Here is a 26,165-nt window from a genome sequence, read left to right as displayed (position 1 = left end):
AATGACCGTTGGTTTTCGGCCCACGCCGGACGACAGGCGCATCATCGAAACGCACCGCCTCGAGGGCGAGAGCACGGCCGACGTCTTGCGGCGTGGCCTGCGGAGTTTGGAACGCCGTGCCTGGGAGGAACAGGCGCGGGAGGACATGGCGCGGCTCCGGAACGAGGATCTCTCCAAAGTGCCCTCGGACTGGGACTACGGCGCGGACGGCGACATTCGTGCGGTGGCGTCCGACTGGGTGATCGCCCCTCGCGACAGAGGGAGGGAGTAGGTGATCTCCGCGCGGCCGGTCGATTACTTGGGGCGGGACGACCTCGCTCACCTGGAGCACGCTGTGGTTCGCTACCTGGGGCTCGCGCTCTGAGGCTCGGGGGTGGCCGTCGACTCGGGCGGAGAATCCAAATCACGTCGCCTGACGGGCAACCACATGGGTGTGTGCTGCGTCTCACCTGTGTGAGGGACACCAAGCCCGACGCGGGTCACGACGTCTAGCGCCCCGACCGGGGGGTGGGGCGCTGGGTTGCCCGCCGCGCGTTGGGTGTACGCGAGCGAAGGAACCGCCGCCATGGCCATGCAGCCGAACTCCTCGACAGCGCCACCAGGGGAAACCGGGAACCGGTGGCGGGTGCGCGTGTATCCGGGGAACCTGTCGGAGACCGCCTCGGTCCGCGCGCACCTGCGTTCCGATCTCGCCAGCTATGACTCCGACCTCGTCGAGAAGGTCGCGATGTGCGCCAGCGAGGCCTTCGCCAACGCCGTCGAACACTCCCGCTCGGGAGAGGCGGGCGGTGGTGTGCTTCGGGCCATGTACCGCACCACGGAGGGACGCGTCCGGGTGGTCATCATGGACGACGGCACCAACGACGCTGCCGGCCCGTCCCCCCGCAGCCCGGACCCCTGGGACTTCGCGGAGAGCGGCCGCGGTCTGATGTTGATCGACGCCCTCGCCGACGCGTGGGGCACCTACGTCGTCGGGCCCACGGTGTCCCCGTCGTCCCCGTCGGTGTTGGGCAACGCCACCTGGGCGGAGTTCACGCCGTAGTCCCACTCGGAGGCGAGCCGCCGCAGGACACGCTGTTCCTCGTCGTGGTCCAGGGATGTCCACGGTGGGCGGACGCCTCCGAAGGGCGGCGGGTCTCCCTCCCTGCGTAGCCAATCCCACGTGTCGAGGACGGTATCCCGGACAGGGCGACACGTGAGTCCGGTCGCCAGAGCGGCGGACACGTCGGCGTCGTGGACACCTGTGGGATGGGGAACACCGGGAAAGCGCAGGCTAAGCTCCAGTCCCAGGGGAAGTCCCGACGCTTCGAGGAACTCCGGGGACGCCCACACCAACTCCGCGCCGCCACCAGTCGTCTGGACCACGGAGTCCAACAGTTCACCGACTGTCATGTGGTCGGGCGGACTCGTCACTGTGTAGGGACCGTGCAGGCCACGCTCCGCCGCGGAGAGCGTCCATGCGACGAGGTCGCGAACGTCGACGAACTGCACGCCACGATCGGGAGGGCCGGAGGCCAGGAGCCGACCCCCGCGTTGGCAACGACGCAGCCACCAGGACACGCGGGCCACGTTCTCGTACGGGCCGACGACGCCTCCCGCTCGGACCAGCAAGGATCGCGTGGGGAACGACTCCAAGACGGCGAGTTCGCCTCCGCGCTTGGACGCCGGGTAGTCATAGTTGTCCTCGCTGGCGGGGTCGGCGTCAACGAGTGGCGCGTTCTCGGTGGCGGCGGGGGGCCACGGCCAGCGATGCACGTCGCGCGCCGAGACGTAGACGTAGTGACCGACCCGGCCGGACAGCAGACGGGCGCTGTCCCGAACGACGCGGGGGGCCATCGGCCAGGTATCGACCACGACGTCCCACTCCCTGCCGCCGAGGGCGGCCCGAAGTGCGGAAGTGTCGGTCCGATCGGCGACCAGGGCCTCGACACCGGGGGTGGGGGCGCGTGCGAGGCCGCGGTTCAGTGTGGTCACCTGGTCGCCGCGCGCCAGCGCCGACTCCACCATGGTTCGTCCGACGTGGTGCGAGCCGCCGAGGACCAGTAGACGCACTGTGCACCTCCCTCGGGAAGGAACTCCGGAAGGGATCGTACGGAAACGAACCGGCCCGTGCCCAGGGCCCACCTGTCGCGGGAAGACAGCGCCTGGTGCCCCGCGACGAACGGTGGAGCGACCTCGGCGGTGTGTTTGCGCTGTTCATGAGCGGTGACATGCACAGTGAGCGGGAGTACGAGACTCCGTGGAGGCACCCGGTGGACGACCTGATCGCGCGCCTGAACGACTCCGAACGTGGACGGTTGCGATCGGAGGGCCTGCCCAGTCAGCCGGAGGCGATGCTGGCGACGCTCACCGACGACGTCTTCTCCGACGACGACTGGATCTTCGAGCGGAAGTTCGACGGGGAGCGGGTCCTGGCGGTGCACGACGGGTCCCAGGCGTTCTTGCTCTCGCGGACCGGGCGCACCCTGGACCGGACCTATCCCGAGATCAAGGCGGCGGTCACCCGTAGCACCGGCCACCGGCTCGTGATCGACGGAGAGATCGTGGCGTTCGAGGGCGGACTCACCAGTTTCTCCCGGCTGCAGCGACGGATGGGGCTCACCCGACCGCAGGACGTTCGGCAGAGCACCGTGGCGGTGTATTACTACGTCTTCGACCTGTTGCACCTCGACGGCCACGACACCACCCGCCTGCCGCTGCGGACGCGCAAACGCCTGTTGAGGTCCGCGGTCACCTGGCAGTCGCCGCTCTTCTTCACGCAACACCGAAACGCCGACGGCGCGGAGTACTTCGCGGCGGCCTGCCAACGGGGGTGGGAGGGCGTCATCGCCAAGCGGGGAGACGCCCCCTATCGACCGGGGCGAGGCCGGTCGTGGCTGAAGCTCAAGTGCGTGGACGAACAGGAGTTCGTCATCGGCGGGTTCACTCCGCCGCGGGGCAGTCGCGTCGGTTTCGGGGCGCTGCTCGTCGGTTACTTCGAGCGCGGCCGCTTGCGCTACGCCGGAAAGGTCGGCACCGGCTACGACACCGCCACGCTCCGGTCGCTGCGGTCCCGCCTGGACGGACTCCGACGCGACGCCTCACCCTTCGCGGAACGCGTGAACGAGAAGGATTCGCGGTGGGTGACCCCGGAGCTCGTCGCCGAGGTCGGGTTCTCCGAGTGGACGAACGACCAGCGGTTGCGTCATCCCCGGTTCCTTGGACTTCGACGCGACAAGCCGGCCACGGAGGTGGTGCGTGAACGTCCCCAGCCCCGCTGACCCGCGCGAGGGCACGGCCACCGATTCGGTGGCTCGCACCACGCATAAAAGCAGGTGCGGCGAGGCATGGGGTGGAGAAGGACATCCATCACTCGTCGAGGGGGCGAGACCGATGACGGTCGTACGCGAGATCATGACCTCCGCACCACGGTGCATCGACACAGACGACACCCTGCAGAAGGCCGCCCAGTACATGGCGTCCGACGGCGTGGGGAGCCTGCCGATCTGTGGCCCGGACGGAGAGTTGAAGGGGGTGCTCACCGACCGCGACATCGTGGTCCGGGGCGTCGCGCAGGGCAAGCGCCTCTCCGACCCGGCGGGGAGCCTCAACCAGGGCGTCGCGGTGACGGTCGACGCCGACGACACGGTGGACGAACTCGTCCACACGATGGCCGAGCATCAGGTGAAGCGGGTGCCCGTGGTGGACGAGGCGCGCCTGGTGGGCATCGTGAGCGTCGCCGACGTCGCCCGCTCCGAGCCACGACAGAACGTCGGCGACCTGGTGAACGCCCTGAGCACCCCGTAGGGAATCGACGGCCGACGAGGTCGCCGTCCCCCACCGGGGGACGGCGACGGTCAAGGCGCGTTGGCTGGGTTCCCTAGCTCGGTTGGATCTCACCGCCCGTCGGTGTCAGGGTCTCGCCCGTGTAGTAGGACGACAGAGCGTCGCTGGCGAAGAACACGTAGGAGGGCGCGATCTCGTCCGGCTCGGCCGCCCGCCCCATCGGGGAGTGTTCGCCGAACCCCTCCACCGCGTCCTCCTCCAGGGTCGCCGGGATCAACGGAGTCCAGACCGGCCCAGGAGCGACACAGTTGACGCGGATACCTCGCCCGACCAGGGTCTGTGCCAGAGAACGAGAAAGGTTCATGACCGCTGCCTTGCTGGCGGCGTAGTCAATCAGTCGTGTGTTGCCACGCAAGCCGTTGATCGACCCCGTAACGATGATCGAGCTCCCCTCCGACAGGTACGGGAGCGCCTCCTGGATGGTCCAGAAAACCCCGTACACATTGACCTGGAAGGTGCGCGTCAGCATGTCCGAGCTCAGCTCGGTCGGGTCGTCGACGGGAGCCTGCGTCGCGGCGTGTGTCACCACGACGTCCAAGCCTCCGAGCTCCGCGACGGAGCCCCGGACGAGTTCGCGGCACACCTCCCGTTCCGCGACGTCGCCCCGGATGGCGACCGCGCGCCGCCCAGTCTCCTCGACCAGCTCGGTGGTGTACTCCGCGTCCGAGTCCTCAGACAAGTAGCCGATGGCGACGTCCGCGCCCTCCTTGGCGAACGCGACCGAGACGGCCCGCCCGATCCCGGAGTCGCCCCCAGAGATCAGGGCACGCTTGCCCCGGAGTAGGTCCCGTCCCTCGTAGGTCCGCATCTCGTCCATGGGCCGGGGCCGCATCGGCTCGGTCCATCCCGGATGGCGTTGGCTCTGTGCTGGTGGGCGTCCCATGACCATCTCCCCAGTGGTGTTCGTGCGGCGTGATCGCCCTCATGCGGGTTCGGCGTTCGGTGCTGGGTCAGTCCTCATGGGGGGTCAGCTCTCGACGGAGTCGCCGCAGGACACCGGACAGGATCCGTGAGACGTGCATCTGGGAGCACCCCACTGCGGTGGCGATCTCCGACTGGGTTCGTTCGCCGGTGAAGCGCAGCGCGAGGATGAGTCGTTCGCGTTCGGGCAACCGCGCGACCGCGGGTCGAAGGGCTTCACGGTCGACGAGCCGGTCCAGGGCCGCGTCGAACTCCCCCAGGGTGTCGCCGAGTGTCGTGATGGAGCCCTCGGAGTCGCGGATCGGCGCTTCCAGCGACAGGGCGCTGTAGGCGGATGACGCCTCGATCAACTCCACGGTCTCGTCCCGACCGAGCCCCAGGTGGTCGGCCAGTTCGTCGACGGTCGGAGAACGCCCGTACCGCTGGGTGAGCGCCGTCGTGGCCCGGTTCAACCGGCCCCGGTTCTCCTGATGGCGTCGCGGAACACGGACCGCCCACGTGTGGTCGCGGAAGTGGCGTTTCACCTCTCCGGTGACGGTCGGCAGTAGGTAGGACGCGAAGCGACCACTTCGCGCGGGGTCGTAGCGGGCGATGGCCTTCATCAGGCCGACCATCGCCGTCTGGCGCAGGTCCTCGACGGGTTCGCCGCGGTTGGCGTACCGCCATGCGACCTGGTTGGCGACGGGTCGCCAGAGCTGGACGACCCGCTCGCGTACCTCCCGTGTGGCCGGGTCGTTCTCCTCCAAGCGCTTGAGCTCACCGAGGAGGAGTTCGGACTCCGAGTCCCGAACCGGTGTCGAGTTAGTGGTGACAGTGTTGGTCGACTGTCGCCGTGGCGCGTTCGGCATCGCACACCTCACTCACCGCGTTGCTGGCCGAGGTCGGTCTGTTCTCACTGGGCCGGTCGCCTCGGGGGGTTCCCCGGGCGGAGAACGCGCCGCCCTCGCCGGAACCCCGTGGCCGTCTCCCCCGTAGACGCCGTGTGCGGGAATCCACGCGGAAGCCTTCCTGGTTTCCCTTCGGCGCGTCGTCGCGATTTCTCCCCGCGCCGGTCCGCGTGAGCGCCCGATGAATCCCTGTCGCCGGTTTCGAGCGTCGCCCCGCACGAGGATGCCCGCGTTGCGGTGCTGCCCGGTGTGACGGCGGTGAAACCGGTGGTGGGACACACGCATGCCAACCCCGACGCCGTGGTAGCGGACTGTCATGAGTGACGACGAGCCGCGTCGCCCGGCGTCCGACCCGGTCCACCACGAGGCCGAGGACTGGGCGGCGGCGGGACTGCCCGAGCAGGAAGACACCACCGAGGACACTGTGCTCCCGGGCCAGGAACCCGTCCCACTCGGCGAGGAGGGCGCGGGCGGAACGGAACGTGAGGCGGGTGAATCCCACGATGCGGCGCTGGCTCGCGAGCGGCCGGACGTGGGTGGTGATGCCAGCCCGGGCGTGATCGAAGGCCCCGGGCGAGCGGACGAGGAGGAAACGGAGCCGGGAGTGGACCGCTCGGAGGCCGGGGGACCCGGTGTCGAGGGAGCCGCGGTGATGGACACGAGCGAGACGGGAACGCTCGGTGACGCGCCCACCGACTCCGTGCGCCAGCGCGGAGCGGGACGGGTCGGGCCGACCGAGGACACGCCGTCAACCACGGCACGCCTGGTCGAGCCCGACGAAGGCACGGCCCGACACGGAAAAGGACCTGGTGGCCCGCGAGGCGGGGCGCGACGAAGGCGCGCTCGGTGCCGAGGACGCCGCGGTGCGGGTGACCCCGGAGCGTGCCACGGATGAAGAGCCCTCGGGGTGACCGTCGGGCCGGGGGCTGTCGGGTTCCGCTTGGGGGCGGGAGGTTGGTGTCTCGCGCCGAGGGGTGCCGCTACTCGGCGGGCTCGATGGCGCGTCGTCGGCGTCGGCGGGCGGCCCACAGGGCGACGGCGCCGGCGGTGAGGGCGGCGACGGCGGCGGCGATCAGGCCGACCAGGGGGGCTCCGGTACGGGGGAGGTCGCTGTCGCCGTCGGACTCATCCGGGGCGGCGGTCTCGGGTTGGCCCGCCTCGTCGCCGGCGTCGTTGTCCTCGTTGTCATCGTCTTCGTCCGGAGGGGTGGACGTCGGCGAATCCGTGGGTGACTCCGTGGGCCCATCGGTCGGGGTGTCCGTCGGAGTGTCGGTCGGGGGGGCGGTGGGGGTGTCCGTGGGCGGGTCGGTCGGGCTGTCGGTCGGGGTGGGGTCCGGCTCGCAGGCGGCGACATCCAGTTCCACCTCGGTGACGGGACTCCCCTCGGCGCGGGACTCGTCGGGAGGGTTGGGACGGTCACTGATCCAGGCGGAGACATGCGCGCCGTCCTCCGCCTCGACCACCCGGGTCATGGTCCGGTCCGGCCTGATGACGATGGACGACTCCTCGCCGTCGACCGAGTAGCCGCCGCGATAGCTGCTCCACGTGTTGGGGTTGTGCCAGGTGACGGTGGCCTCACCGCAGTCGGCCGTGGGCTCGATGCTCACCGTGGCCCGGTTGTCGGCGTGAGCGGGGACGCCCCAGAGCAGGACGGCCGCCAGGCCGGCGGTCACGGGGACGAGGGCGCGCCGCCATGGTGGACGCAGGGGAGAAAGGCGCATTGGGCACTCCGGGTTCCGCGCCCGTGCGGCGCGGTAGGGGGGATTCGCCGGTCGAACGGCGGTGACTGGAGTGAACGTTAGCGAGTCATGGAGATCAAGTGAAGTGGCTCACTTGACCTCCATGACCTCCGTTCGCGGGAGTTTGCCCGCGGCTACCGGCTCAGTCGTTGGTAGCGGCGTACGGCCAGCGGGAAGAACACCGCGACCAGCGCCAAGGGCCACACCACGGCGAGCAGGAGCGCGTTCTCCGCCGCCCAGGTGGAGCCGCCCAGACCGGGGTTGACGAAGAGTTCTCGGGCGGCCGCGGTCGTCGCCGACAGCGGGTTCCACTCCGCGATGGTGCGCAGCACCGACGGCATGAACTCCGGCGCCACGAAGATGCTGGACAGGGCGGTGATGGGGAACACGGTCGGGAACACGATGAGGCCGACGGTGTCCGGCTTGGCGACCAGCCCGATCCAGATGCCGACCCAGGTGAGGGAGAACCGCAGCAGCAGGATGAGTCCGATCGCGCCGGCGGCCTCCGCCAGGGTTCCGTTCCAGGTCCACCCCACCAGCAGGCCGCAGACCACGACCACGCTCATCTCCAGCAGGGCCCGCGCCAGGTCGGCGAGGCTGCGGCCGACGAGAAGCGCGGAGCGCGCCACCGGCATGGCGCGGAACCGGTCGACGACGCCGCGCTCCACGTCCAGGGCGATGGCGGTGCCAGTCGAGCCCAGCCCGTAGATCATGGTCATCACGAACACGCCGGGCAGGAGGAACTCCCGGTAGGCACCCTCGTCGGGCACCTGCATGCCGCTGCCGAACACGTAGCCGAACACCAGGACGAACATGATTGGCAGCATGAAGTACAGCCCCAGCTCGCCGGGGTCTCGTGCCAGCCGGGCCATGTTGCGTCCGGCCATGACCCACCCGTCGGTGATGGTCCACCGGAGACGGGTCATCGCGGACGGCTTGGGTGGTGGCGGTGTCGTCGCCGTGGTTGGTCGCGCGATTGTGGTGCTCATTTCGCCTCCTCGTGGGCACCGCGGGAGTCGGCCCCCGTCAGGTGCAGGAACACCTCGTCCAGCGTCGGGCGGCGCAGGCCGATGTCCTCGACCTCGATCCCGGTCTCGTGCAGTGCCCGCACCACCGAGGTCAGGGCCCCCATCCGGTCGGTGACCGGCGCGCGCACGGTACGTGTGTCGAGGTCGGTGGTCACCTCACCGCCACAGGCGCGCTCCACGATCTCCGCGGTCTGCGGGATGTCGGCCGCTTCGTGCAGCACGACCTCGACCCGGTCGACCGAGATCACCGACTTCAGTTCGTTCGGTGTCCCCTCGGCCACCTTGCGCCCGGAGTCGATCACGGCGATCCGGGACGCGAGCTGGTCGGCCTCCTCCAGGTACTGGGTGGTGAGGAGCACCGTCGTCCCCGAGTCCGCCAGAGCTCGCACCGTGGTCCAGACCTCGGACCGGCTCCGGGGATCGAGCCCGGTGGTGGGCTCGTCCAGGAACAGCACCCGAGGCCGCAGGATCAGACTCACCGCGAGGTCCAACCGCCGCCGCATCCCGCCGGAGTAGTCGGCGACGGACTTCTTCGCGGCGTCGGTGAGCGAGAAGTCCGCCAGGAGCTCCTCGGCGCGGCGACGCGCCGCGGGACGACTGAGCCGGAAGAGCCGACCGAAGAGCACGAGGTTCTGCCAGCCGCTCAACATCTCGTCGACCGCCGCGTACTGTCCGGTGAGTCCGATCTGCTGTCGTACCTGTTCCGGGTGGCGTTGGACGTCGACGCCGTTGACCGTGGCGATGCCCTCGTCGAACCGGAGCAGGGTGGCCAGGACCCGGACCGCGGTGGTCTTGCCCGCGCCGTTCGGGCCGAGGAGTCCGTAGACGCCCCCCTCGGGGACGGTCAGGTTGAGACCGTCCAGAGCGTTCTTGTCGCCGTAGCGCTTCCGCAGCGCCTCGGTGCGAATCGCGTGTTTCGTCATAGGGATCAGAGTGCGGGGCGGCGCTGACCGTGGACGCACGACGAGCTGACGGCGGCGCGCACGGCCTCGTCTGCGGCGTCAGCCCTGGTCGGGCGGGCGTGGGGGCCTGAGGGTGCGCCGAGCGCCGGGCCCGTCAGCGCTCATCCGAGGTTCGGGTCGAACCCGGGCGCCCAGCGACGTCACGGCACTCTCGCCGGCCGATCATGGCGACTCCGGCGCGCACCGTGGGCGTGATGGCCTCATGGTGCGGTTTCCGTGCGTGGTCATGGGGCGGTCGCGTCATGTGGGGTTCTTCGGGCGACGGCGTGGGGCGCTTTCTCTCTCGGCCGGGCGTCGGTCCGTCGGAGTCGCTGGGGGACGAGGGCCGTCCCGCCGAAGGCGTGGCGGCGCTGGAGCAGGCGCTGACCCGGTGCCCGACAGGTCGGTTCCTGGCCGACGAGACCCCCGACGAGATCACCGCCTTCCGGAACGCACAGGGAACCGCTGTGACCCGGAGGGCGGTGCGCCACGATGTGGAGACGGGGCCCACGGCCGGATAGGTCGCGACGCGCGGGGCTCATCCCCCTGTGCGTTCCGCGGCCCGTGTGCCGATCCCGTCGACAGGGGGACCGCGGCCGTCGTGGCCATCGCGGAGGGCACCGTTCCTCGGCGGCAGGATTCCCCCGCCTACCGTCGGGTGGCCTCGCATCGCGGGGACACCGATCCTGACGCGTGGAGTCCCCGCGGCACCGGTCGAGCGGTGCCGTCCGCGTATTCAGCGGCCACGGCTGGTGAGCTTCCGATGGGCGGTGCTCTCCGTGAACGCCGTGGCCGGGTGGTCCGCCCCGCTGGACGTCCCGTCCCGGCCATGAGGCGTCCACTTGGGTCGGTGGGTCAGCCGGGTGGTGTGGGGCCGGTGGGTGGGAGCCCCAGATAGGCCGCCAGGGTGCGGAGGTGATGGTCGAACGCGGCGTCCTGGTGCTCGACGCCGTTGGCGAACTGGCCGAACAGGGCGAAGCTCAGCCATCCGAACACGGCGGTCCAGGCGGTCACCGCGCGGGCGATCGTCTCGTCGGGGAGGGGGCCCAGCGCGGGGCGGAGGCGTTCGGCGTCCTCGGCGAACTCCGGTGGCGGGGCGGGGTACCCGGGTGGGGGCCGCAGGGCGTCGGCCTCGTGGGCCGCGCGGAGGACGGCGCCGACGACGGCCGCGCCTCGGGCCGCCGGCAGGACGGTGTCGGAGGGCGCGGCGTAGCCGGGGACCGGGGACCCGTAGATGAGCGCGTACTCGTGGGGGTTGTCCCTCGCCCAGTCGCGCAGGGCGTGGCACGACGCGAGCCAACGGTCGGTGTAGGCGTCGCGGGGTACGTCCGCGTCGGCGCGTTCGATCGCGTCCCCCACCGCGTTGTAGCCGTCCACGATAAGGCGGGTCAGGAGGTCGTCCTTGGTGGGGAAGTAGCGGTGGATCGCGGAGGAGACCATACCGAGTTCGCGGGCGATGGCCCGGAGGGACAGCCCCGGCGCCCCGTGCTCCGCGAGGTGGCGGCGCCCCGCGTCGGCGATCTCGCGGGTGAGTTCCTCGCGGGCGCGTTCTCGGGCGGTTCGGATCGCGGTCATCAGGCCATGGTAGCGAGGGCCACGAGAAACCGAGAGCAGTGCTCTTGTATTTGCTGCTCTAATTCGAGAGCATTGCTCTATGACTTTCGACGCGCCATCCCCGATCCTGACCCGGCTCGCCGCCACCTCCCTGGTCATCGGCGGTGTCCTCTTCGCGCTCTACCAGTTCGTCCGCCCGTTCACCGACACCGCGGAGACCATGGCCTCCACGGCGTGGCTCGCCTCCCACCTGTTCGCCATCGGCGCGTTCACGCTGATCACCTTGGGCCTCTCGTGGCTCCCTCAGACGCTGCGGGGGACCCTGGGACACCGATCGGCGATCAGCGCGGTCATCGTCTCGGTCCTCGGGATTGGACTGACGTTGCCCTACTACGGCGCGGAGACGTTCATGCTGCGGTTCGTCTCCCAGCACGCGCTGGACACCGGGGACCGGTCGGTCGTGGCCCTGGCCGACACCCTGCACACCGACATCGTCGCCACGGGCCTCTTCGCCGTCGGCCTCCTGCTCCTGGGAGCCGCGGCCGTCCTCGCCGCCGGCGCGGTCACGAAGTCCGGCCACGCGTCGGTGTGGTCCGCCGCGCCCTTCGCGCTTGGCTTCGTGCTTCTCTTGCCGCAGTTCTTCACCCCACAGCCCATCCGCATGGTGCACGGTGTCCTGCTCACAGCCGGGTGTGTCCTGGTCGCCCGCACCCTGGTGCGCGCCGGGCGCACGACCTCTCGCGCGACGAACGAGCCGGTTCCCGTCTGACGCTTCGGGCCAGTTGACCTCAGAGGGCCGGGATCAGCGTCGCCCCGTCGCCCGCGCCGGCCGCCCTGTCGGGGGCGCCGTCCGGGGCGGGCGTTGGCTCGGTCCGTCGGGTACTGGGCGTGCCAACGGTCCGCGCCGACCCACGGGCCGTAGGGGCGGTCCCGACGACAACAGGGCGACGGACGGCGAGGTCAGCCCCGCTGGTCCGGGGCGGCCCCGAGAGTGTCCAGGAACGCGGTGATCTCGTCGTGAGTCTCGTCGGCCATGAACCACCCTGTCGGGCACTGGGCAAGTGCCGTTTCCGCGAGGTGGCGTGCCTTGGTGCTGTTTCCTTCCCGAAGGGCGACTTTGGCGAGGCCGAGGCCTGCCCCCGAGGCGTTCTCCTGGTCGCCGGCGCGACGAGCGAGCGTCGCCGCTTCCTCGAAGTCCGCGCGTGCCGCGACGATGTCGCCCATCTCCAGGCGGAGGCTGCCTCGGACACGGGTCAGGTCGGCGATGTCCCGGTTCGCCTGCAGCTCGTGGGCGAGGAGGAGCGCTTGCTCCAGTGCCGCCACGCCCTCGGCGGGGCGCCCCTCGTCCCCCAGCTCCTCACCCAGAATGGTGTACGCGAGCGTCATCCCCCAGCGGTCACCCAACTTCCGGAAACCGGCGAGCGACTCGCGAAGGGGGGCCTCGGAACTCAGGCGTTCCCCGTTGAGCCGTGCGAGCGTGCTCGAGCCGACCAACGTCAGCGAGCGCAGCCACGGACCGTGCCGCTCGCCAGCCACCGCGGTCAGGTAGACGTCCTCTTCTATCGGGTCTTGCGGCGGTCCGCTGGCCAGGGCGAACAGATACAGGGTGAACGGGTACCTCGGCGCCTCCTCGGTCTCCAGGAGCCACCGCCAGGTCTTGAAGCGCAGTGCCTCCCTCAGCTCGACGAGCTCCGGGTCGGTGCGGGTGATCGACGCCAGGAGGACGCACGCGCACCACTCCTCGTACAGCTCGTCTGGCGGCTCGTCGCCGAAGACGGAGAGGACGTCGTCGGCGATCGAGGACGCCTCCCAGCGCATGCCCCGCACCCACCAGTACAGGCTTAGGGGCGCCACCATGCGCGCGGCGGTGACGGAGTCACCCGCCGCGACGGCGCGCCGGATCGCCAGGTGGAGGTTGTCGCGCTCGGCGTCCAGCCGGGCCAGCCACTCGAGCTGCTCCGTGCGTCGCAGCCACGGTTCGGCCCGCTGGGCGAGGTCACGGAAGAACGTCCAGTGCTCCTCGCGAACCGCCTCGGCCTCCCCCGACTCCTCCAGCCGCTCGGAGCAGAAGGCGTGCACCGTGTCGAGCATCCGGTAGCGGCCCCCGTCGGACTCCACCAACGACTTGTCGATCAGACCGCTCAGCGTCTCGAGGACGTCCGTTCCCTCACCACCACAGACGGCCTCCACCGCCTGCAGGTCAGCGCCTCCGGAGAAGACGGTGAAGCGTCGGGCGAGTCGTTGTTCCTCGGCACTCAGGAGATCCCAGCTCCACTCGACGACCGCGCGCAGCGTCTGGTGCCGAGGCTGCGCCGTTCGGCTGCCGCGGGACAACAATTGGAACCGGTCGTCCAGCCGGCGCGCGATCTCGGCCACCGGAAGCGTGCGCAGCCGCGCCGCGGCGAGTTCGATCCCCAACGGGAGGCCATCGAGACGCCGGCAGACGCGCAGCACCGACTCAACGGTCTCCGACGACAGGGCGAAGCCGGGGTCGGTGTCCTTCCCGCGTTCCACGAACAGCCGCACCGCGGCTGACTCCTGGAGCTGGTCGGGGTCCGGGGGCACGTCTCCTGGCGGCAGGGGCAACCCCCACAGCCGGTGCAGCGCCTCACCCGTGATCCCGAGCGGCTCGCGGGAGGTGGCGAGCACACGCAGCGAGGGGGACGCGCTCAACAGCCGACTGACAAGCGCCGCCACGGGGGCGATGACGTGCTCGCAGTTGTCCAGCACGAGGAGGAGCGCTCGGTTCGCCAGCGCGTTCTCCAGGCGTCGCAGCGCATGGTCCTCGGTGGGTGGCGCGCTGGTCGACGCCCGCAGTCCGGCCTCGCCCAGTTCCAGGGTTCCCAGGATGACCTGGGGGATGTCGGACGTCTCGCCGAGGCTGGACAGGTCCACGAAACCGACGTCACCCACGTACCCGTCGGCGACCTCGATGGCCAGCCGCGTCTTGCCCGCACCCCCCGGCCCGACCAGGGTGACGAGTTGGCGGTCGTCGAACAGGGAGGCGACGCGTTGGACGTCGTTCTCGCGCCCCACGAAGGACGTGAACTGGTGCCGGAGCCCCCACCGTTCCGGCGCGGCCGGGGCGACCGTGGTCTCCCCCCGAAGCACCGCCAGGTGCGCGTCCGCGAGCTCCGGCGATGGATCCGCGCCGAGTTCGTCGGCGAGGGCGGTCCGCACCCGGTCGAAGGCCGCCAGGGCCTCGGCCTGTCGACCCGCGCCGCCCAGGGCGCGGATCAGGAGGGCCCAGGTGCGTTCCCGTAGCGGGTTCGCGTCCGCGTGGGGGCGCAGGCCGTCGGCCGCGTCGTTGGCCAGCCCCAGAGCGAGCTGGGTAGCGGCCAGCTCCTCGATCACCTTCCCCCGCTGCTCCTCCAACCGGGCGGCTTGCGGTCCCGCGAACGGCAGTTCGGCCACATCGCTGAGGGCCGGTCCGCGCCACTGGTCAAGGGCCTGCCGGAGGAGAAGCGCCGCCCGTCGGGGGTCATTGGCCTGGGCCGCTCCCTGGCCCTCGCCCGCGAGGCGGGCGAAGCGGTGGACGTCCACGTCGTCAGGGTCGACGGCGATCCGATACCCGCCCGGATGGAACTCCACCAACGGTGCACCGGCGCTGTCGGTCGGCAACATTTGCCGAAGTCGGGACACCTGGGACTGCAGCGCGTTCGCCGCGCCCCGGGGCGGATCCTCGGCGTACACGCCGTCGATGAGGCGGTCCGTGGGCACGATGCGCCCCGCGTCCAGCAGCAACAGCGTGAGCAGGGCACGCAACCGCAGCCCACCGACCGTCCCTTGGAGGTCGTCCCCCACCCGCACCGGCCCTAGGACCCCGAATCGCATGACCCCATTGTCGCCCACCGCCAGTTCCCCTCGCGCGCCCCGGCGCGACGGACGGGCTTCGTGCGCGGCACGGTCGAGGACCGCGCGGGATGGCCGTCGCGCCGGTTTCAGGTCCGCCCGGAGGCATGTCGACGGCCCGGCTCCGCGGTCGTTACGTCGCCGCTCGTGCCGCACACCGGACTCCATCGGCCGCGACCCGCTACCGACCGGCAAGCGTCGCCCGCGCCGGCGGGCTCGGGGGGTCGTACCGGTCCTGCCGACCGGAAGGAGCGCTGTGCGACGACGCGTCGTGCGGCGTGGCGGACCAATGGCTGTGACCGGCTCCACCCGGAGGGAGTCTCGACAAACGACCGGGTATGGCGTCGGTCCTGGTGCCGCCCCCGCGCTCCACAGCGGTCGGTCGCGCCGACGGGCTCGGTGGCCGTGACGGGTGTGTCGCGCCCTTTGGGCACTTGTGCTCCAGGGGTCGCCATGCGTGGCGTGGCCAGCCTTCCTGAGAGCCGAGCCCGAGAAGGGGTTGTGGCCACGGCTCTATCGTCACCGTCGCCGTGGGCGAGCGGTGTCCACGTGAGTCCGAGCGTGGGTTATCAGGAGCCGGGAGAGGGACGGAGCCCCTCATGACGAACGGCCGTGCGTGGCATGACCCTTGGTGGGCGCGGTCGGACGTGTCGCCGCCCCACACGTCCGTGCCGGACGGCGACGCTGAATCTCTCCGCCGCCCACTTCCGGCCGGTCGTGCCCGGTAGTCGACCGCACGTGCGCTGTGCCCGACGACGCGTCTCGTAGAGCGTCGCGGATCTGCCTGTGGGTCGTGCCCGAGCCATGGTTGTGCCGGGTACCTCGGCCACCACCACATGGGTCGGGGGAGGCGCCAGGAGTTCTTCGGTGCGGCTGCCGGGGACAGTACGACCATCAGGCAGGGTTCACCCGCCGGTGACCGAGTGACTGCCCTTCCGGATCACCGGCGGTTCATTACCCAGTCGTCGCCACCGTGCGTCGACCTCGCCCGCGGCAAGACCGCCATGTCCGGCTCCACCAGCCGTGGAACCGCTCTCCTCCACCAACACCGATCAATCCCGCCTCTCGAGGGGCGTCCCGGCCGTGGCCGGAGCCGGGGGACCACGACTGGTCGGTGCGGCAGGATCCACTGGTGAGGGGAGCCGGCCTGGGTCAGATGAGGGCGCGGGGTTCGGCGTAGTGGCAGGCGGCGATGTGGCCGGGCTCCAAAGCGCGGTTGGTGAGGGTGGGGATCTCGGTGACGCAGCGGTCGCGTTGGGCGTCGTTGAGTTCTCCCGCGAACTTGGGGCAGCGGGTCCGGAAGCGACAGCCGGACGGTGGGTCCACCGGGTTGGGGACGTCGCCGGTGATCCGGACCCGTTCGCGGCGCCGTTCCTTGACGGGGTCGGGGAGGGGAATCGCCGACATGAGGGCCTGGGTGTAGGGGTGGGCGGGCGCGGCGAAGAGCTGTTCGTTCGTGGCCTGTTCCACGACGCGTCCCAGGTACATCACGGCGACGCGGTGGGCGGTGTGGCGCACCACGGACAGGTCGTGTGAGACGAAGAGGTAGGCGAGTCCCAGCCGTTCCTGGAGTTCCTCCAGCAGGTTGATGACACCGGCCTGGATCGAGACGTCCAACGCGGAGACCGGTTCGTCCAGCACGATCACCTCGGGGTCGAGCGCGAGCGCGCGGGCGATGCCGATGCGTTGGCGCTGGCCGCCGGAGAACTCGTGCGGGTACCGGTTGCCGTGCTCGGGGGAGAGGCCGACGACCTCCAGGAGGTCCTCCACCTGCCGGCCGCCGCGTTCGTACCGGCGGTGTACCTGGAGCGGTTCGGCGATGATGTCGTGCACCGGCATCCGGGGGTCGAGGGAGGCGAACGGGTCCTGGAACACGATCTGTAGGTTGCGTCGCAACGGCCGCATCCGCGCCGTCGTCAGCGTCCCGAGCTCCTGCCCTTTGTGCACGACGGAGCCGAGGGTGGGTTTGAGAAGGTTGACCAGCAGCCGGGCCGTGGTGGACTTCCCGCACCCCGACTCGCCCACCAGGGCCAGCGTCTCGCGGGGGCGGAGGTCGAGGGAGACGTCGCAGACGGCGTGGGTCTCGCCGATCCTGCGCCGGATCAGGCCGCGGGACCGGACCGGGAAGTGCTTCACCAGGCCGCGCGCGGTGAGGACGGGCTCGCGCGTGTCCTCCACAACGGATCGCGACGTCTCCGCCGTGGCGATCCGTTCCTCCTTCGACGCCACGGACTTCCCCGACTCGCCTTCCTCCGACTCGGTGAGCCCCTCCGTGTCCACCGCCGTGGCGCGGAACAGGTCCCGAGGGGTGGTGTCGGCAAGCTGGTCGCTGTAGTGGCAGGCCGCCGCGTGTGCCGCCTCCGCGCTGGGGAACAGAGGCGGATCCTCCTCGAGGCAGAGGTCGGTGGCCATCGGGCAGCGTGGTGCGAAGGAGCACCCCGGGGGCAGGTCGACCATGGAGGGAGGTGTGCCGAGGATCGGGGTCAGCCGTTCGTGGCGTTGTTCGTCCATCCGGGGCAGGCTGCCCAACAGGCCGATGGTGTAGGGCATGCGCGCGTGCTGGAAGACCTCGGTCACCTCCCCGGTTTCCACGATCCGCCCGGCGTACATCACCGCGACCCGGTCGACCTGCCCCGCGACGACCCCCAGGTCGTGGGTGATGAGCACGAGTGCCGCACCGGTGCGCGAGCGGGCGGTCTGCAACGCCTCCAGGACTTGGGCCTGCACGGTGACGTCGAGCGCGGTGGTGGGCTCGTCGGCGATGATGACGTCGGGCTCGTTGGCCATGGCGATCGCGATCACGACGCGCTGCCGCATGCCGCCCGACATCTCGTGCGGGTAGGAGTCCACCCGCTGCTCCGGGTGGGGGATCCCGACCGTGTCGAGCAGCTCCACGGCCCGGGCCCGAGCCTCCTGCTTGGTGACGCGGTGGTGGGCCAGGATCGCCTCGGCGATCTGGTAGCCGACGGTGTAGACGGGGTTGAGCGAGGTGAGCGGGTCCTGGAAGATCATGGCGATCCTCTTGCCGCGGACCTCGCTGATCTGCGCGTCGTTGAGCCCGATGACCTCTTGGCCCAGTACCCGCGCTGACCCTGCCACCTGTGCGGTCTTGGGCAGGAGCCCCATCACGGCCATCGAGGTGACGGACTTCCCGGAGCCGGACTCGCCGACGATCCCCAGTGCCTCGCCGGGGTGGAGCGTGAAGGTCACTCCGCGTACGGCGAGGACGAGGCCGTCGTCGGTCGGGAATCCGACGTGGAGGTCGTCCACCTCCAACGCGGCCCCGGACACTGGCGGCGACGCGTCGAGCTCGGTGCCGTTCACCGCCGTCATCGCCGCACCATGGTCTGTCGGGGGTCCAGGGCGTCGCGGAGGCCGTCGCCGACGAAGTTGATGGTCAGACAGATGAGCACGATGAGAACTCCCGGCGGGTAGAAGAGCCACGGGCGGGTGAACGGGGCGGAGCGCGCGTCCTGGATCATCCTGCCGAGGGAGATGTCCGGGGGCTGGATCCCGAACCCGATGAACGACAGGGACGCCTCGATCAGGATCGCCTGTGCCACCAGCAACGTGGCCGCCACGATGATCGGTCCGGCGGTGTTGGGGAGCAGGTGACGCACGATGATGCGCGTCGTGGACGCCCCGGAGGCGCGGGCCGCCTCGACGAACTCCTGTTCCCGCAGTGAGAGCACCACGCCGCGCACCACGCGGGAGATGATCGTCCACGAGAACGCGGCCGTGATGAAGGCGATCGCGTACCAGGTGGTTCCCCCGCGCACGTTCCCCGCGATCGCCGCCACGACGACGAGGAGTGGCACCACGAGCAGCAGGTCGACGAACCGCATCATGAGCGCGTCCAACCAGCCGCGGTGGTAGCCGGCGACCGCCCCCCACAACGCGCCAAGGACGGTCGCGACCAGGGACACCGTCAGCGCGATCTTCAGGGACTGTTGCGCGCCGCGCATGGACTGACCGAGCACGTCGTGGCCGGCGTTGGTGGTGCCGAGAGGGTGGTCCGGGCTCGGTGGCGCCGACGGAGGGATCGCCCGGTGCACGCTGTGGTCCCAGGTCCACAGGTACGGTCCGAGGAACGCGCCCAGCGCGAGGAGGGCCAGCACTATCAGGCTGATCACCGCGAGCCGGTGTTGCAGGAAGCGCCGGGCGACCATCTGTGGTTGGGAGCGCCGTTTCGTGGTGATCGCCTCGGCGGCCGCGGCGGCCGGTTCTCGGGGAGGACCTGGCTCCTGCCGGGGGAGGTTAGTCATAGCGGATCCTCGGGTCCAGGACGCCGTAGAGCAGGTCGGCGATCAGGTTGGCGGCGATGACGATCGTCCCGCTCAACAGGAGCCACGCCATCAGGGCGAAGGAGTCCCGTTCGTTGATGGAGTCGACGAAGAAGGTGCCGAGGCCGCGCCACTGGAACACCACCTCGATGAGGACCACGCCGTCCAGGAGGGCGGCGATAGAGATGGCCGCGACCGTGGTCAGGGGGATCAACGCGGTCCGAAGCGCGTGCCGACGGATCACCACGTGGTTGCGCAGTCCCTTGGCCCGGGCGAGCCGGACGTAGTCGCTGTTGAGTACTTCGAGCATCGAGGTGCGCTGGTACCTGCTCCACGCCGCGTATCCCGTCAACATCAAGGCGATCGTGGGCAGGGTCAGGTGGGCGAGGATGTCGTTGAAGTGCTCCCAGCCGGTGAAGCCGCGGGTGTCGGAGGAACGGGCGTGGATGGTCGCGAACAACTGGGTGCCCGCCTGTTCGTTGACCCAGACTCCGCTCTGGCGGATCAGCGCCCCGAGCCAGAAGGTCGGCATCGCCAGGGCGAGGAAGCCGATGAAGGTCAGGGTGTAGTCGATCTTGGAGTACTGCTTGACCGCGCTCACGACGCCGGCCAGGATCGCGAGTCCCAGGGCGACGACCACCGCGGCGGAGATCAGCCGCAGGGTCGTGAACAGGCGGGTGGTGATCTGCTCCCCGATGTCGAATCCCAAGCCGCGCACCGACGGGCCGAACTCCCCCCGGAGTAGTCCGATGTCGCAGGCGCCGTCCGCGTCGCGGTTGCAGTCGTAGCCGGTGACCCAGGTGATGTAGCGCTCCGGCATCGAGCGGTCCAGGTAGAGCCGCCCTTCCTCGGCCTCGATGGCGGCCTCGGTGATGTCCGGCTCCATTCGCATGTCGCTCAGCGGGTCACCGGAGACGTCCACGAGCACGAACGCGAGGACGGACGCGAGGAAGAGCAGCGGGATCGCGACGAGCACGCGGCGCACTGTGTACACGAGCATGAGGATCGGCCTCTCTTGCGTCCGTGTGTGCCCGGCCCACACGGGGCGGCCCGGGCACACGGTCGCCTCAGGTCACTCGGATACGACGCCCCACTCGTGGGAGTTGTAGTTGGCCCGCACGCTCATGAACATGTTGGGTCGGACGTTGGCGTACTCGTCGCGGACGAAGGTGTACTCCGGCTCGTACATCAACGGCAGTGAGTAGGCCTCGTCGACGACGAGCCGTTGCGCCTCGTTGGCGAGTTCCCCTGCCTCGTCTAGGTCCGGGCTCGCCTGCACGGCCAGGACGGCCTCGTCGACCGCCTCGCTGTCCAGGTTGCCGTAGTTGCTGCCGCTGTCGCTGTGCCAGTACTGCGAGGGGTTGGTCTGGAAGTCGGGGCTCCCGGACCAGCCGTACTGGATGATCTCGAAGTCGCCTTCGGACGTGGTGGCGCCCAGGTCCTCCACGACCTCGATGTCGGTCTCGATCCCGATCTCGTCCAGGTGCCCCTGGACGATCTGCAGCGAGGTCTGCCGGGTGTCCTTGTCGGTGGCAGACAGGCGGAACGGGCCCACCTGCTCGCCGTCGAGTGTCAGGATGTCGCCGTCGAGCTCGTACCCCGCGTCCTCCAGGATCGACAACGCCTCGTCGGAGTCACCGGTCCCCATGGGTGAGTCGGTGAAGAGGTCCTCGAAGTAGGGGCTCTCCTCGGGGAAGAGGAAGTTACGCTGCCGCTCACCTTCGGGGAAGGCGCCGCCGAAGTTGCGCTCGACGATCTCGTCGGCGTCGATCGCCGTGAGGATGCCGCGTCGCAGTTCGACGTCGTCGACGATGTCGTTGTTGAACTGGATCTGCTCCCACGTGGATCCGCCGGAGACGTCCACGTGTACGTTGTCCAGGGCTTCGAGTTCCTGGATGACGTCCTCGTTGTAATTGGTGGGGTTCCCACCGTCGATCTCGCCGTTGGTCACCGCCGCGGCGTAGCTCGGCTCCTCGTCGTTGAACTCCCGGATCAGGGTGTCGAGGTGCGGTTGTTCACCCCAGTAGTCCTCGTTTGGTTCCAGGATGATCTGCTCGTTGAGCTCGCTGCCCTCGACCATCATCCAGGGCCCGCCAGAGAAGTCCGGCATGGTGGAGTCGATCCACTCGAAGTACTCCGCCACCCCGTCGGGGTCGTCCAGCTCCGGCTCCTCGGGCGTGCCCTCCAGGAAACCCTCCTGTACCGCGACGAAGGCGGGGTACACGCCGGGCGTGATGGCCTGCTGGTAGAAGAAGTTGTGCCACTCCGCGTTGAGCTCGCCCTCCTCGAGCGTGACCACCACGGTGCTGCCGTCGTCCTCGGACTCGACCGACTCCATCCGGGTGTAGGACTCCGCCGCGCGCGAGGCGCACTCACTGCACTGGCCGCCCTCGTCGCCCATGGCCATCATCCAGGAGATGGTGAAGTCGTCCGCGGTGATCGGGAACGTCTCCCCGTCCCGGCTCCAGACCGCGTCCGGATTCAGCTCGAACTTGTACTGGAACGCCTCACCGTCCGACCCGTCGTTGACGAGTTCGGGTTCGGCGGCCAGGACGTCCATGTTGTACTCGTAGGTCGATCCGTCGGGCAGGTAGCTCCCGGTGTAGGGGAGTATCCCCTGGGTCATCTGGACGTTGTACACGGTTCCGCCGGCCGGGGAGAACGAGCCCCAGGTGTCGACGGTGTCGTTGATGATCCACGTCATCTCGCCCCCGTCCTGCACCTCGCCGGTGTTGCACTCGAGCGGGTTGTCCGGACAGTCCTCGAATCCGCTGGACGTTCCGCCGCCGGAGCCGTCTCCGTCCCCCGGAACGCAGGCGGTCAGTACGAGCACTGCGGCGGATCCCAGCGCCGCGAGCCCGAAGAGGCCGTTCCTTGTGGTCACGTCGCCTCCACCTTTCTCCTGTGCGGGGTCTGTCGTGCCGGGCCTGTGAGCCATCGCACAATTGGCACATTTGATCGGACATCCCAGCATCTCGAAAGGGTTCTGGCCAGACGCGGGTGTGAGTCGCAACACAGAATTTATTTATGTGTACTCTCGCTGTCACGCCACCCAGCGTGACGATCTCCCGATGTGTTCGGTTCGTCGGAAAGATTCATCCCATTCGACCTGCGATTTTCATGGACCTTGCCTGTAGTCGTATTGGCCCGGTCAAGATCACTGATCATCAACATGTGATCACTCGATCCGTTGGTGGCCTTGTTGAAGGTGTTAATTAGTTTGACAAGTTCCCTTAATCGCTGATCAACGGATGTTCCCCGTCCAGGGGCGCAGCGCGGCGGACAGAGGTTCCCGGGGAAGGGAATTTCGGAGCCGGTTTCGCGTTGCAGGTCTCGCTGGCGGAGGCAGACCTGGGGAAGGCGGCGGCGTGCTCGACGACGACACTGAGATGTTCCCGATCGCGGGCCTGGCGGCGGTGTTCGAGGCCGCGGACCCGCCACGTGCGAGCCACATGGTGTTCTGGTCCCCCGACGGCGAGGCGCCGGCTCAGGCGGGCACCGTTGGCGTGACGGTCGCCGTTCCACGCGACGGTGCGGTGACCACGACGGAGGTTCCGGCGCTCCGGGTCCCTCTCGTGCGGGCCGTTCCCGCGTTGCTGCGGGCCGACCCGGTGACCGACGGGGTGGAGGACGCGGTGGACGGCCGGGCCGATGACCAGGCCCACCCCGCGGCCCGGTTCTGGGGTCGTGCCCTGCGTGCGGCCCTCGGCTTCGTGGCCGAGGGCCGGATCCGCCCCACGGTCACCGCCGGCGACCTGGACGCCTGGCGCGTCGGGCCGCTGGGTCCGACGCACGCGGAGTACCTGCGCCAACTCGTCGCGGCGATGCCGCCCGAGGCGCGGGCGATCCCCTCGAGTGACCCCGTGGACGGGGCCTCCGAGCCGGCGGATCCCGTCCTTCCGAACGCGGGGGCGCTGCTGCGCGCCTTCCTGGACGCCGTCGCCGACGTCCTCCCACGCGAGCGCACCGACGGCCCACCGTTCGCCGCCGCACAGGCCTACCACGTGCCGGAGCTGCGGGACTGGGCGGAGAATCTCGCGGCGGAGGACGAGGTCCAGATCTCGCTGCGCGTGGACCTCGGACGCGGCCCCGGCGGTTCGGAGCAGGCGGACTTCCACGCGGTCCTCCAGGTGCACAGTCGGGTGGAGGCCGGGGTGGTGGCCGAGGCCGCGGACGTGTGGCGCGGCACCGCGCCAGGGATGCCGGCGGCATCTCGCGAACCAGTCCTCGTCCTGCTGCGTCGGGCGGCGGCCGTGTGGCCTCCCCTGGAGGAGCTGCTCCGCGGCGCGGTCCCCGATCGGCTGACCTTGTCCGACGGCGAGGTCGCCGACCTGGCGGGGGTGGCCGGCGAGCGCTTGGCCCGACGGGGCGTCGCCGTGCACTGGCCCCGGGAACTGGCCCGCGACCTGACGTCGACTGCCGAGGTGGGGGACCACGAGCCGGCGGCCAACCTGCCGTCACTGTTGGGCGGGGAGCGACTATTCGCCGTCAACTGGCGTCTGGCCCTCGGTGGCCGGAGACTGACGCCCACGGAGCTGGACCAACTGGCCGAGGCGCGCCGCCCACTCGTTCGCCTGCGCGACCAGTGGGTCGTGGTCCCGCCGGAGTTCGCCCGCCGAGCGCGCGAACCGGAGGCGAAGCGCATCACGGCCGGGGAGGCGCTCGCGGCCGCCCTGAGTGGCTCCGCTCGAGTGGACGGCGAGACAGTGGAGGCGGTCGGGATCGGCGCGCTCCGCGAACTGCGCGACCGGATCGCCGACCCCGAGGCCGCGCGCACCCCCCACGAACAGCCCACCGGACTGGGCGCCACCCTGCGGGACTACCAGCTCCGCGGGCTGCGCTGGCTCAACCAACTGACCTCACTGGGTCTGGGCGGTTGTCTCGCCGACGACATGGGCCTGGGCAAAACCATCACGCTGATCGCCCTGCACCTTCACCGACAGAACACGACCACCGCCGGACGCGAGGCCACACCGGGCGTTGAGAGCGGAACCGCCGGCGGGACGACCGCCGGCCCCACCCTGGTGGTGTGCCCGGCCTCGCTGCTGACCAACTGGGAGCGTGAGATCCACCGGTTCGCGCCCGGCGTCGCGGTCCACCGGTTCCACGGACCCCAGCGCACCCTGCGCGACGTCACCGACGGATTCGTGCTCACGACCTATCCGACGATGCGGCTGGACGCCGAACGCCTCGCCGAGGTGTCCTGGAGCCTCGTGGTGACCGACGAGGCCCAGCACGTGAAGAACGCAAAGTCCGCCGCCGCGCGGGAACTACGCCGGATTCCCGGCCAGGCCCGGGTCGCCCTCACCGGTACTCCGGTGGAGAACAACCTGTCGGAGCTGTGGGCGATCCTGGACTGGGCCGTTCCCGGGCTGCTCGGCTCCCAGAACGCGTTCCGTCAACAGTGGGCGAGCGCCGTGGAGGGCGGCGACCAGGAGCTGGCGCGGCGGTTCGCCCACCTGGTCCGTCCCTTCCTGCTGCGGCGCCGGAAGACCGACGCCGGGATCGCCCCCGAGCTGCCGCCCAAGACCGAGACCAGCCACCCGGTCGCCCTCAGCGACGAGCAGGCCGGGCTTTACGAGGCGGCGGTGCGCGAGTCGATGGAACGGATCGCCGAGAGTTCCGGCATGGCGCGTCGGGGCGAGATCATGCGCCTGCTCACCTCGCTCAAGCAGATCTGCAACCATCCCGCCCAGTACCTCAAGGAGGACACCCCCGTCCTGCCGGGGCGCTCCGGCAAGGTGGAGCTCCTGGACGAACTGCTGGACACCATCAACGCCGAGGGCGGCGCGGTGCTCGTGTTCACCCAGTACGTCGCGATGGGCCGGCTGCTCGAGCGGCACCTCGCCGCGCGCGGCACCGCGTCGCAGCTCCTGCACGGAGGGTTGAGCGTGGCGGAGCGGGACACGATGGTGCGCCGGTTCAGCGAGAGCCCCGAGGGCGCCGCACCCGTGTTCCTCCTGTCGCTGAAGGCGGCGGGAACGGGACTCAACCTGACCCGCGCCGACCACGTGGTGCACTTCGACCGCTGGTGGAACCCGGCCGTCGAAGCCCAGGCGACGGACCGGGCGCACCGTATCGGCCAGACCCGACCGGTCCAGGTGCACCGGCTCGTCACCGAGGGCACGGTGGAGGACCGGATCGCGGCGATGCTGGAGACCAAGCGCGACTTGGCCGAAGCCGTCCTCGGATCGGGCGAGGCGGGGCTGAGCGAGCTCTCCGACGCCGACCTGGCCGACCTCGTCAACCTCCGGAGGTAGCAGTGGGTGAGTACAGCGAGCGGGCCCTGGGGTTTCCCGCGTTCCAACCGCGTAGGCGGGCGAGGGGACGGTTCGCCCGTACCTGGTGGGGCAACGCGTGGGTCGAGGGGGTCGAGGAGGACGCCCTGGACAAGGCGCCGGTGAAACGGGGGCGTGCCTACGCCTACGCCGGGCACGTCGGACCGATCACGCTCAGCGCGGGGCGTATCTCCGCGACCGTGTACGACGACCACTCGTCCCACGCCACCACGGTCGGGGTGGAACGGTTCGATCCGGCACAGTGGCGCAGGCTCGTCGCCGAGATCGCGAGCCGGTCCGGCTACCTCGCGGCGTTGCTCGAGCGGGACCTCCCCGAGGACCTCGCCGACGACGCGTCCGCGGCGGGCGTGTTCCTCGTCCCGGGAATGGGCGACCTGGAACCCGAGTGCAGTTGCGGGGAGATCGAGCATCCCTGTCGGCACGCCGCGGCCCTGTGCTTCCAGGTGGCGTGGCTGCTCGACGAGGATCCGTTCCTCCTGTTGCTGCTGCGCGGCCGGGACGAGGACGACATCCTCGATCGGGTGCACCGGTACGCCTCCGGGAGTGGAGACGACGGCGTGGACGACGCCGGCGGCGCGGCTCCGGACGACGCGGCGGTCGGCGCACCCGCGCGTGCCGCCTACGCCGCCACGATCCCCGCGCTGCCCGGCGTCCTGCGCCCGGAACCGACACCGGCGCCGGTCGGGGCCGAACTCCCGGCGCCCCCGGTCGCGGCCGTCGACGTCGACACGTTGCGGGACCTCGTCCATCGGTCCGGCGAGCGGGCCCGCGAGTACCTCTCGGCCTGAGAACGCCCGGGGCGACGGAGCCGGGTCGAGGGGCGGTCACCGATCGTC

General features: G+C 70.2%; 21 protein-coding genes. 9 read left to right on the top strand and 12 right to left on the bottom strand.

Annotated features, from left to right (window positions below; translation table 11 throughout):
- Nucleotide 1 precedes the first annotated feature (1 nt).
- Nucleotides 2–271: a hypothetical protein gene (locus J4H86_RS14570; RefSeq protein WP_236537961.1), complete on the top strand. Its 270-nt coding sequence runs from the start codon at nt 2–4 to the stop codon at nt 269–271.
- 294 nt (nt 272–565) lie between these two features.
- Complete coding sequence (locus J4H86_RS14565) at nt 566–1,042, top strand: ATP-binding protein (RefSeq protein WP_236537959.1); 477 nt, start codon at nt 566–568, stop codon at nt 1,040–1,042.
- Here the strand turns inward: J4H86_RS14565 and J4H86_RS14560 are convergent.
- Nucleotides 964–2,052 (bottom strand): Rossmann-fold NAD(P)-binding domain-containing protein, encoded by a 1,089-nt coding sequence (locus J4H86_RS14560; protein ID WP_236537958.1) that lies wholly within the window; start codon nt 2,050–2,052, stop codon nt 964–966. The genes J4H86_RS14565 and J4H86_RS14560 overlap by 79 nt on opposite strands.
- Nucleotides 2,053–2,147: 95 nt before the next feature.
- Here J4H86_RS14560 and ligD point away from each other — a divergent pair, with 95 nt between their 5' ends.
- Together ligD and J4H86_RS14550 are read left to right on the top strand one after the other, a co-directional pair.
- Nucleotides 2,148–3,260 carry a non-homologous end-joining DNA ligase gene (gene ligD, locus J4H86_RS14555; protein WP_236537956.1) on the top strand — a complete coding sequence of 371 codons (1,113 nt, stop codon included), beginning with the start codon at nt 2,148–2,150 and terminating at the stop codon, nt 3,258–3,260.
- Nucleotides 3,261–3,372: 112 nt separating this feature from the next.
- Nucleotides 3,373–3,786 carry a CBS domain-containing protein gene (locus J4H86_RS14550; protein WP_236537952.1) on the top strand — a complete coding sequence of 138 codons (414 nt, stop codon included), beginning with the start codon at nt 3,373–3,375 and terminating at the stop codon, nt 3,784–3,786.
- Nucleotides 3,787–3,859: 73 nt separating this feature from the next.
- On the opposite strand, the gene J4H86_RS14545 is transcribed toward J4H86_RS14550, so the two are convergent.
- Both J4H86_RS14545 and J4H86_RS14540 read right to left on the bottom strand, forming a co-directional pair.
- Nucleotides 3,860–4,708, bottom strand: coding sequence for an SDR family oxidoreductase (locus J4H86_RS14545; protein ID WP_394356376.1), 849 nt, complete (start codon nt 4,706–4,708; stop codon nt 3,860–3,862).
- A gap of 67 nt (nt 4,709–4,775) precedes the next feature.
- A complete protein-coding gene (locus J4H86_RS14540) occupies nt 4,776–5,594 on the bottom strand; it encodes a SigB/SigF/SigG family RNA polymerase sigma factor (protein WP_236537949.1) in 819 nt (272 codons plus the stop codon).
- Between the two features lie 719 nt (nt 5,595–6,313).
- On the opposite strand from J4H86_RS14540, the gene J4H86_RS27645 reads away from it, so the two are divergent.
- Nucleotides 6,314–6,544 (top strand): DUF5709 domain-containing protein, encoded by a 231-nt coding sequence (locus J4H86_RS27645; protein WP_394356375.1) that lies wholly within the window; start codon nt 6,314–6,316, stop codon nt 6,542–6,544.
- A gap of 69 nt (nt 6,545–6,613) precedes the next feature.
- On the opposite strand, the gene J4H86_RS14530 is transcribed toward J4H86_RS27645, so the two are convergent.
- From J4H86_RS14530 to J4H86_RS14520, 3 genes are all read right to left on the bottom strand, one after another.
- Complete coding sequence (locus J4H86_RS14530) at nt 6,614–7,354, bottom strand: hypothetical protein (RefSeq protein ID WP_236544201.1); 741 nt, start codon at nt 7,352–7,354, stop codon at nt 6,614–6,616.
- 152 nt (nt 7,355–7,506) lie between these two features.
- On the bottom strand, nt 7,507–8,361 hold the full coding sequence (locus J4H86_RS14525; RefSeq protein WP_236537947.1) for an ABC transporter permease: 855 nt from the start codon (nt 8,359–8,361) through the stop codon (nt 7,507–7,509).
- The gene (locus tag J4H86_RS14520) at nt 8,358–9,329 is read right to left on the bottom strand and encodes an ATP-binding cassette domain-containing protein (RefSeq protein ID WP_394356516.1); all 972 of its coding nucleotides are present in this window, start codon (nt 9,327–9,329) and stop codon (nt 8,358–8,360) included. The genes J4H86_RS14525 and J4H86_RS14520 overlap by 4 nt, the downstream gene beginning before the upstream one ends.
- A 275-nt stretch (nt 9,330–9,604) precedes the next feature.
- Between J4H86_RS14520 and J4H86_RS14515 the strand changes: the two genes are divergently transcribed.
- Nucleotides 9,605–9,862: a hypothetical protein gene (locus J4H86_RS14515; RefSeq protein WP_236537943.1), complete on the top strand. Its 258-nt coding sequence runs from the start codon at nt 9,605–9,607 to the stop codon at nt 9,860–9,862.
- A gap of 334 nt (nt 9,863–10,196) precedes the next feature.
- Here J4H86_RS14515 and J4H86_RS14510 read toward each other — a convergent pair whose 3' ends face one another.
- On the bottom strand, nt 10,197–10,916 hold the full coding sequence (locus tag J4H86_RS14510; RefSeq protein WP_236537942.1) for a TetR/AcrR family transcriptional regulator: 720 nt from the start codon (nt 10,914–10,916) through the stop codon (nt 10,197–10,199).
- A 79-nt stretch (nt 10,917–10,995) separates the two neighbouring features.
- Here J4H86_RS14510 and J4H86_RS14505 point away from each other — a divergent pair, with 79 nt between their 5' ends.
- Nucleotides 10,996–11,664, top strand: a complete 669-nt coding sequence (locus tag J4H86_RS14505) for a hypothetical protein (RefSeq protein ID WP_236537925.1) — start codon at nt 10,996–10,998, stop codon at nt 11,662–11,664.
- Between the two features lie 191 nt (nt 11,665–11,855).
- Here the strand turns inward: J4H86_RS14505 and J4H86_RS14500 are convergent, their stop codons facing one another.
- The 5 genes from J4H86_RS14500 to J4H86_RS14480 all read right to left on the bottom strand — a co-directional run bounded on the left by J4H86_RS14500 (nt 11,856) and on the right by J4H86_RS14480 (nt 21,914).
- Nucleotides 11,856–14,729, bottom strand: a complete 2,874-nt coding sequence (locus tag J4H86_RS14500; RefSeq protein ID WP_236537923.1) for a BTAD domain-containing putative transcriptional regulator — start codon at nt 14,727–14,729, stop codon at nt 11,856–11,858.
- 1,170 nt (nt 14,730–15,899) lie between these two features.
- Complete coding sequence (locus J4H86_RS14495; protein WP_236537922.1) at nt 15,900–18,080, bottom strand: ABC transporter ATP-binding protein; 2,181 nt, start codon at nt 18,078–18,080, stop codon at nt 15,900–15,902.
- Nucleotides 18,077–19,012 (bottom strand): ABC transporter permease, encoded by a 936-nt coding sequence (locus tag J4H86_RS14490; RefSeq protein ID WP_394356374.1) that lies wholly within the window; start codon nt 19,010–19,012, stop codon nt 18,077–18,079. Before J4H86_RS14490 ends, J4H86_RS14495 begins: the two co-directional genes overlap by 4 nt.
- Nucleotides 19,005–20,030, bottom strand: a complete 1,026-nt coding sequence (locus J4H86_RS14485) for an ABC transporter permease (RefSeq protein ID WP_236537921.1) — start codon at nt 20,028–20,030, stop codon at nt 19,005–19,007. The genes J4H86_RS14490 and J4H86_RS14485 overlap by 8 nt, the downstream gene beginning before the upstream one ends.
- A 72-nt stretch (nt 20,031–20,102) precedes the next feature.
- Nucleotides 20,103–21,914, bottom strand: coding sequence for an ABC transporter substrate-binding protein (locus tag J4H86_RS14480; protein ID WP_236537920.1), 1,812 nt, complete (start codon nt 21,912–21,914; stop codon nt 20,103–20,105).
- Between the two features lie 484 nt (nt 21,915–22,398).
- Between J4H86_RS14480 and J4H86_RS14475 the strand changes: the two genes are divergently transcribed.
- On the top strand, nt 22,399–25,290 hold the full coding sequence (locus tag J4H86_RS14475; protein ID WP_236537918.1) for a DEAD/DEAH box helicase: 2,892 nt from the start codon (nt 22,399–22,401) through the stop codon (nt 25,288–25,290).
- Nucleotides 25,291–25,292: 2 nt separating this feature from the next.
- Entirely contained in the window at nt 25,293–26,117 is an 825-nt protein-coding gene (locus J4H86_RS14470; protein ID WP_236537916.1) for an SWIM zinc finger family protein, read from the top strand.
- The last annotated feature ends 48 nt before the right edge of the window (nt 26,118–26,165 follow it).

The sequence above is a fragment of the Spiractinospora alimapuensis genome, from assembly GCF_018437505.1.
Taxonomy (GTDB): domain Bacteria; phylum Actinomycetota; class Actinomycetes; order Streptosporangiales; family Streptosporangiaceae; genus Spiractinospora; species Spiractinospora alimapuensis.
Note: the sequence above shows the minus strand (reverse complement) of the source record. Positions and strands in the feature narration are given on the sequence as shown.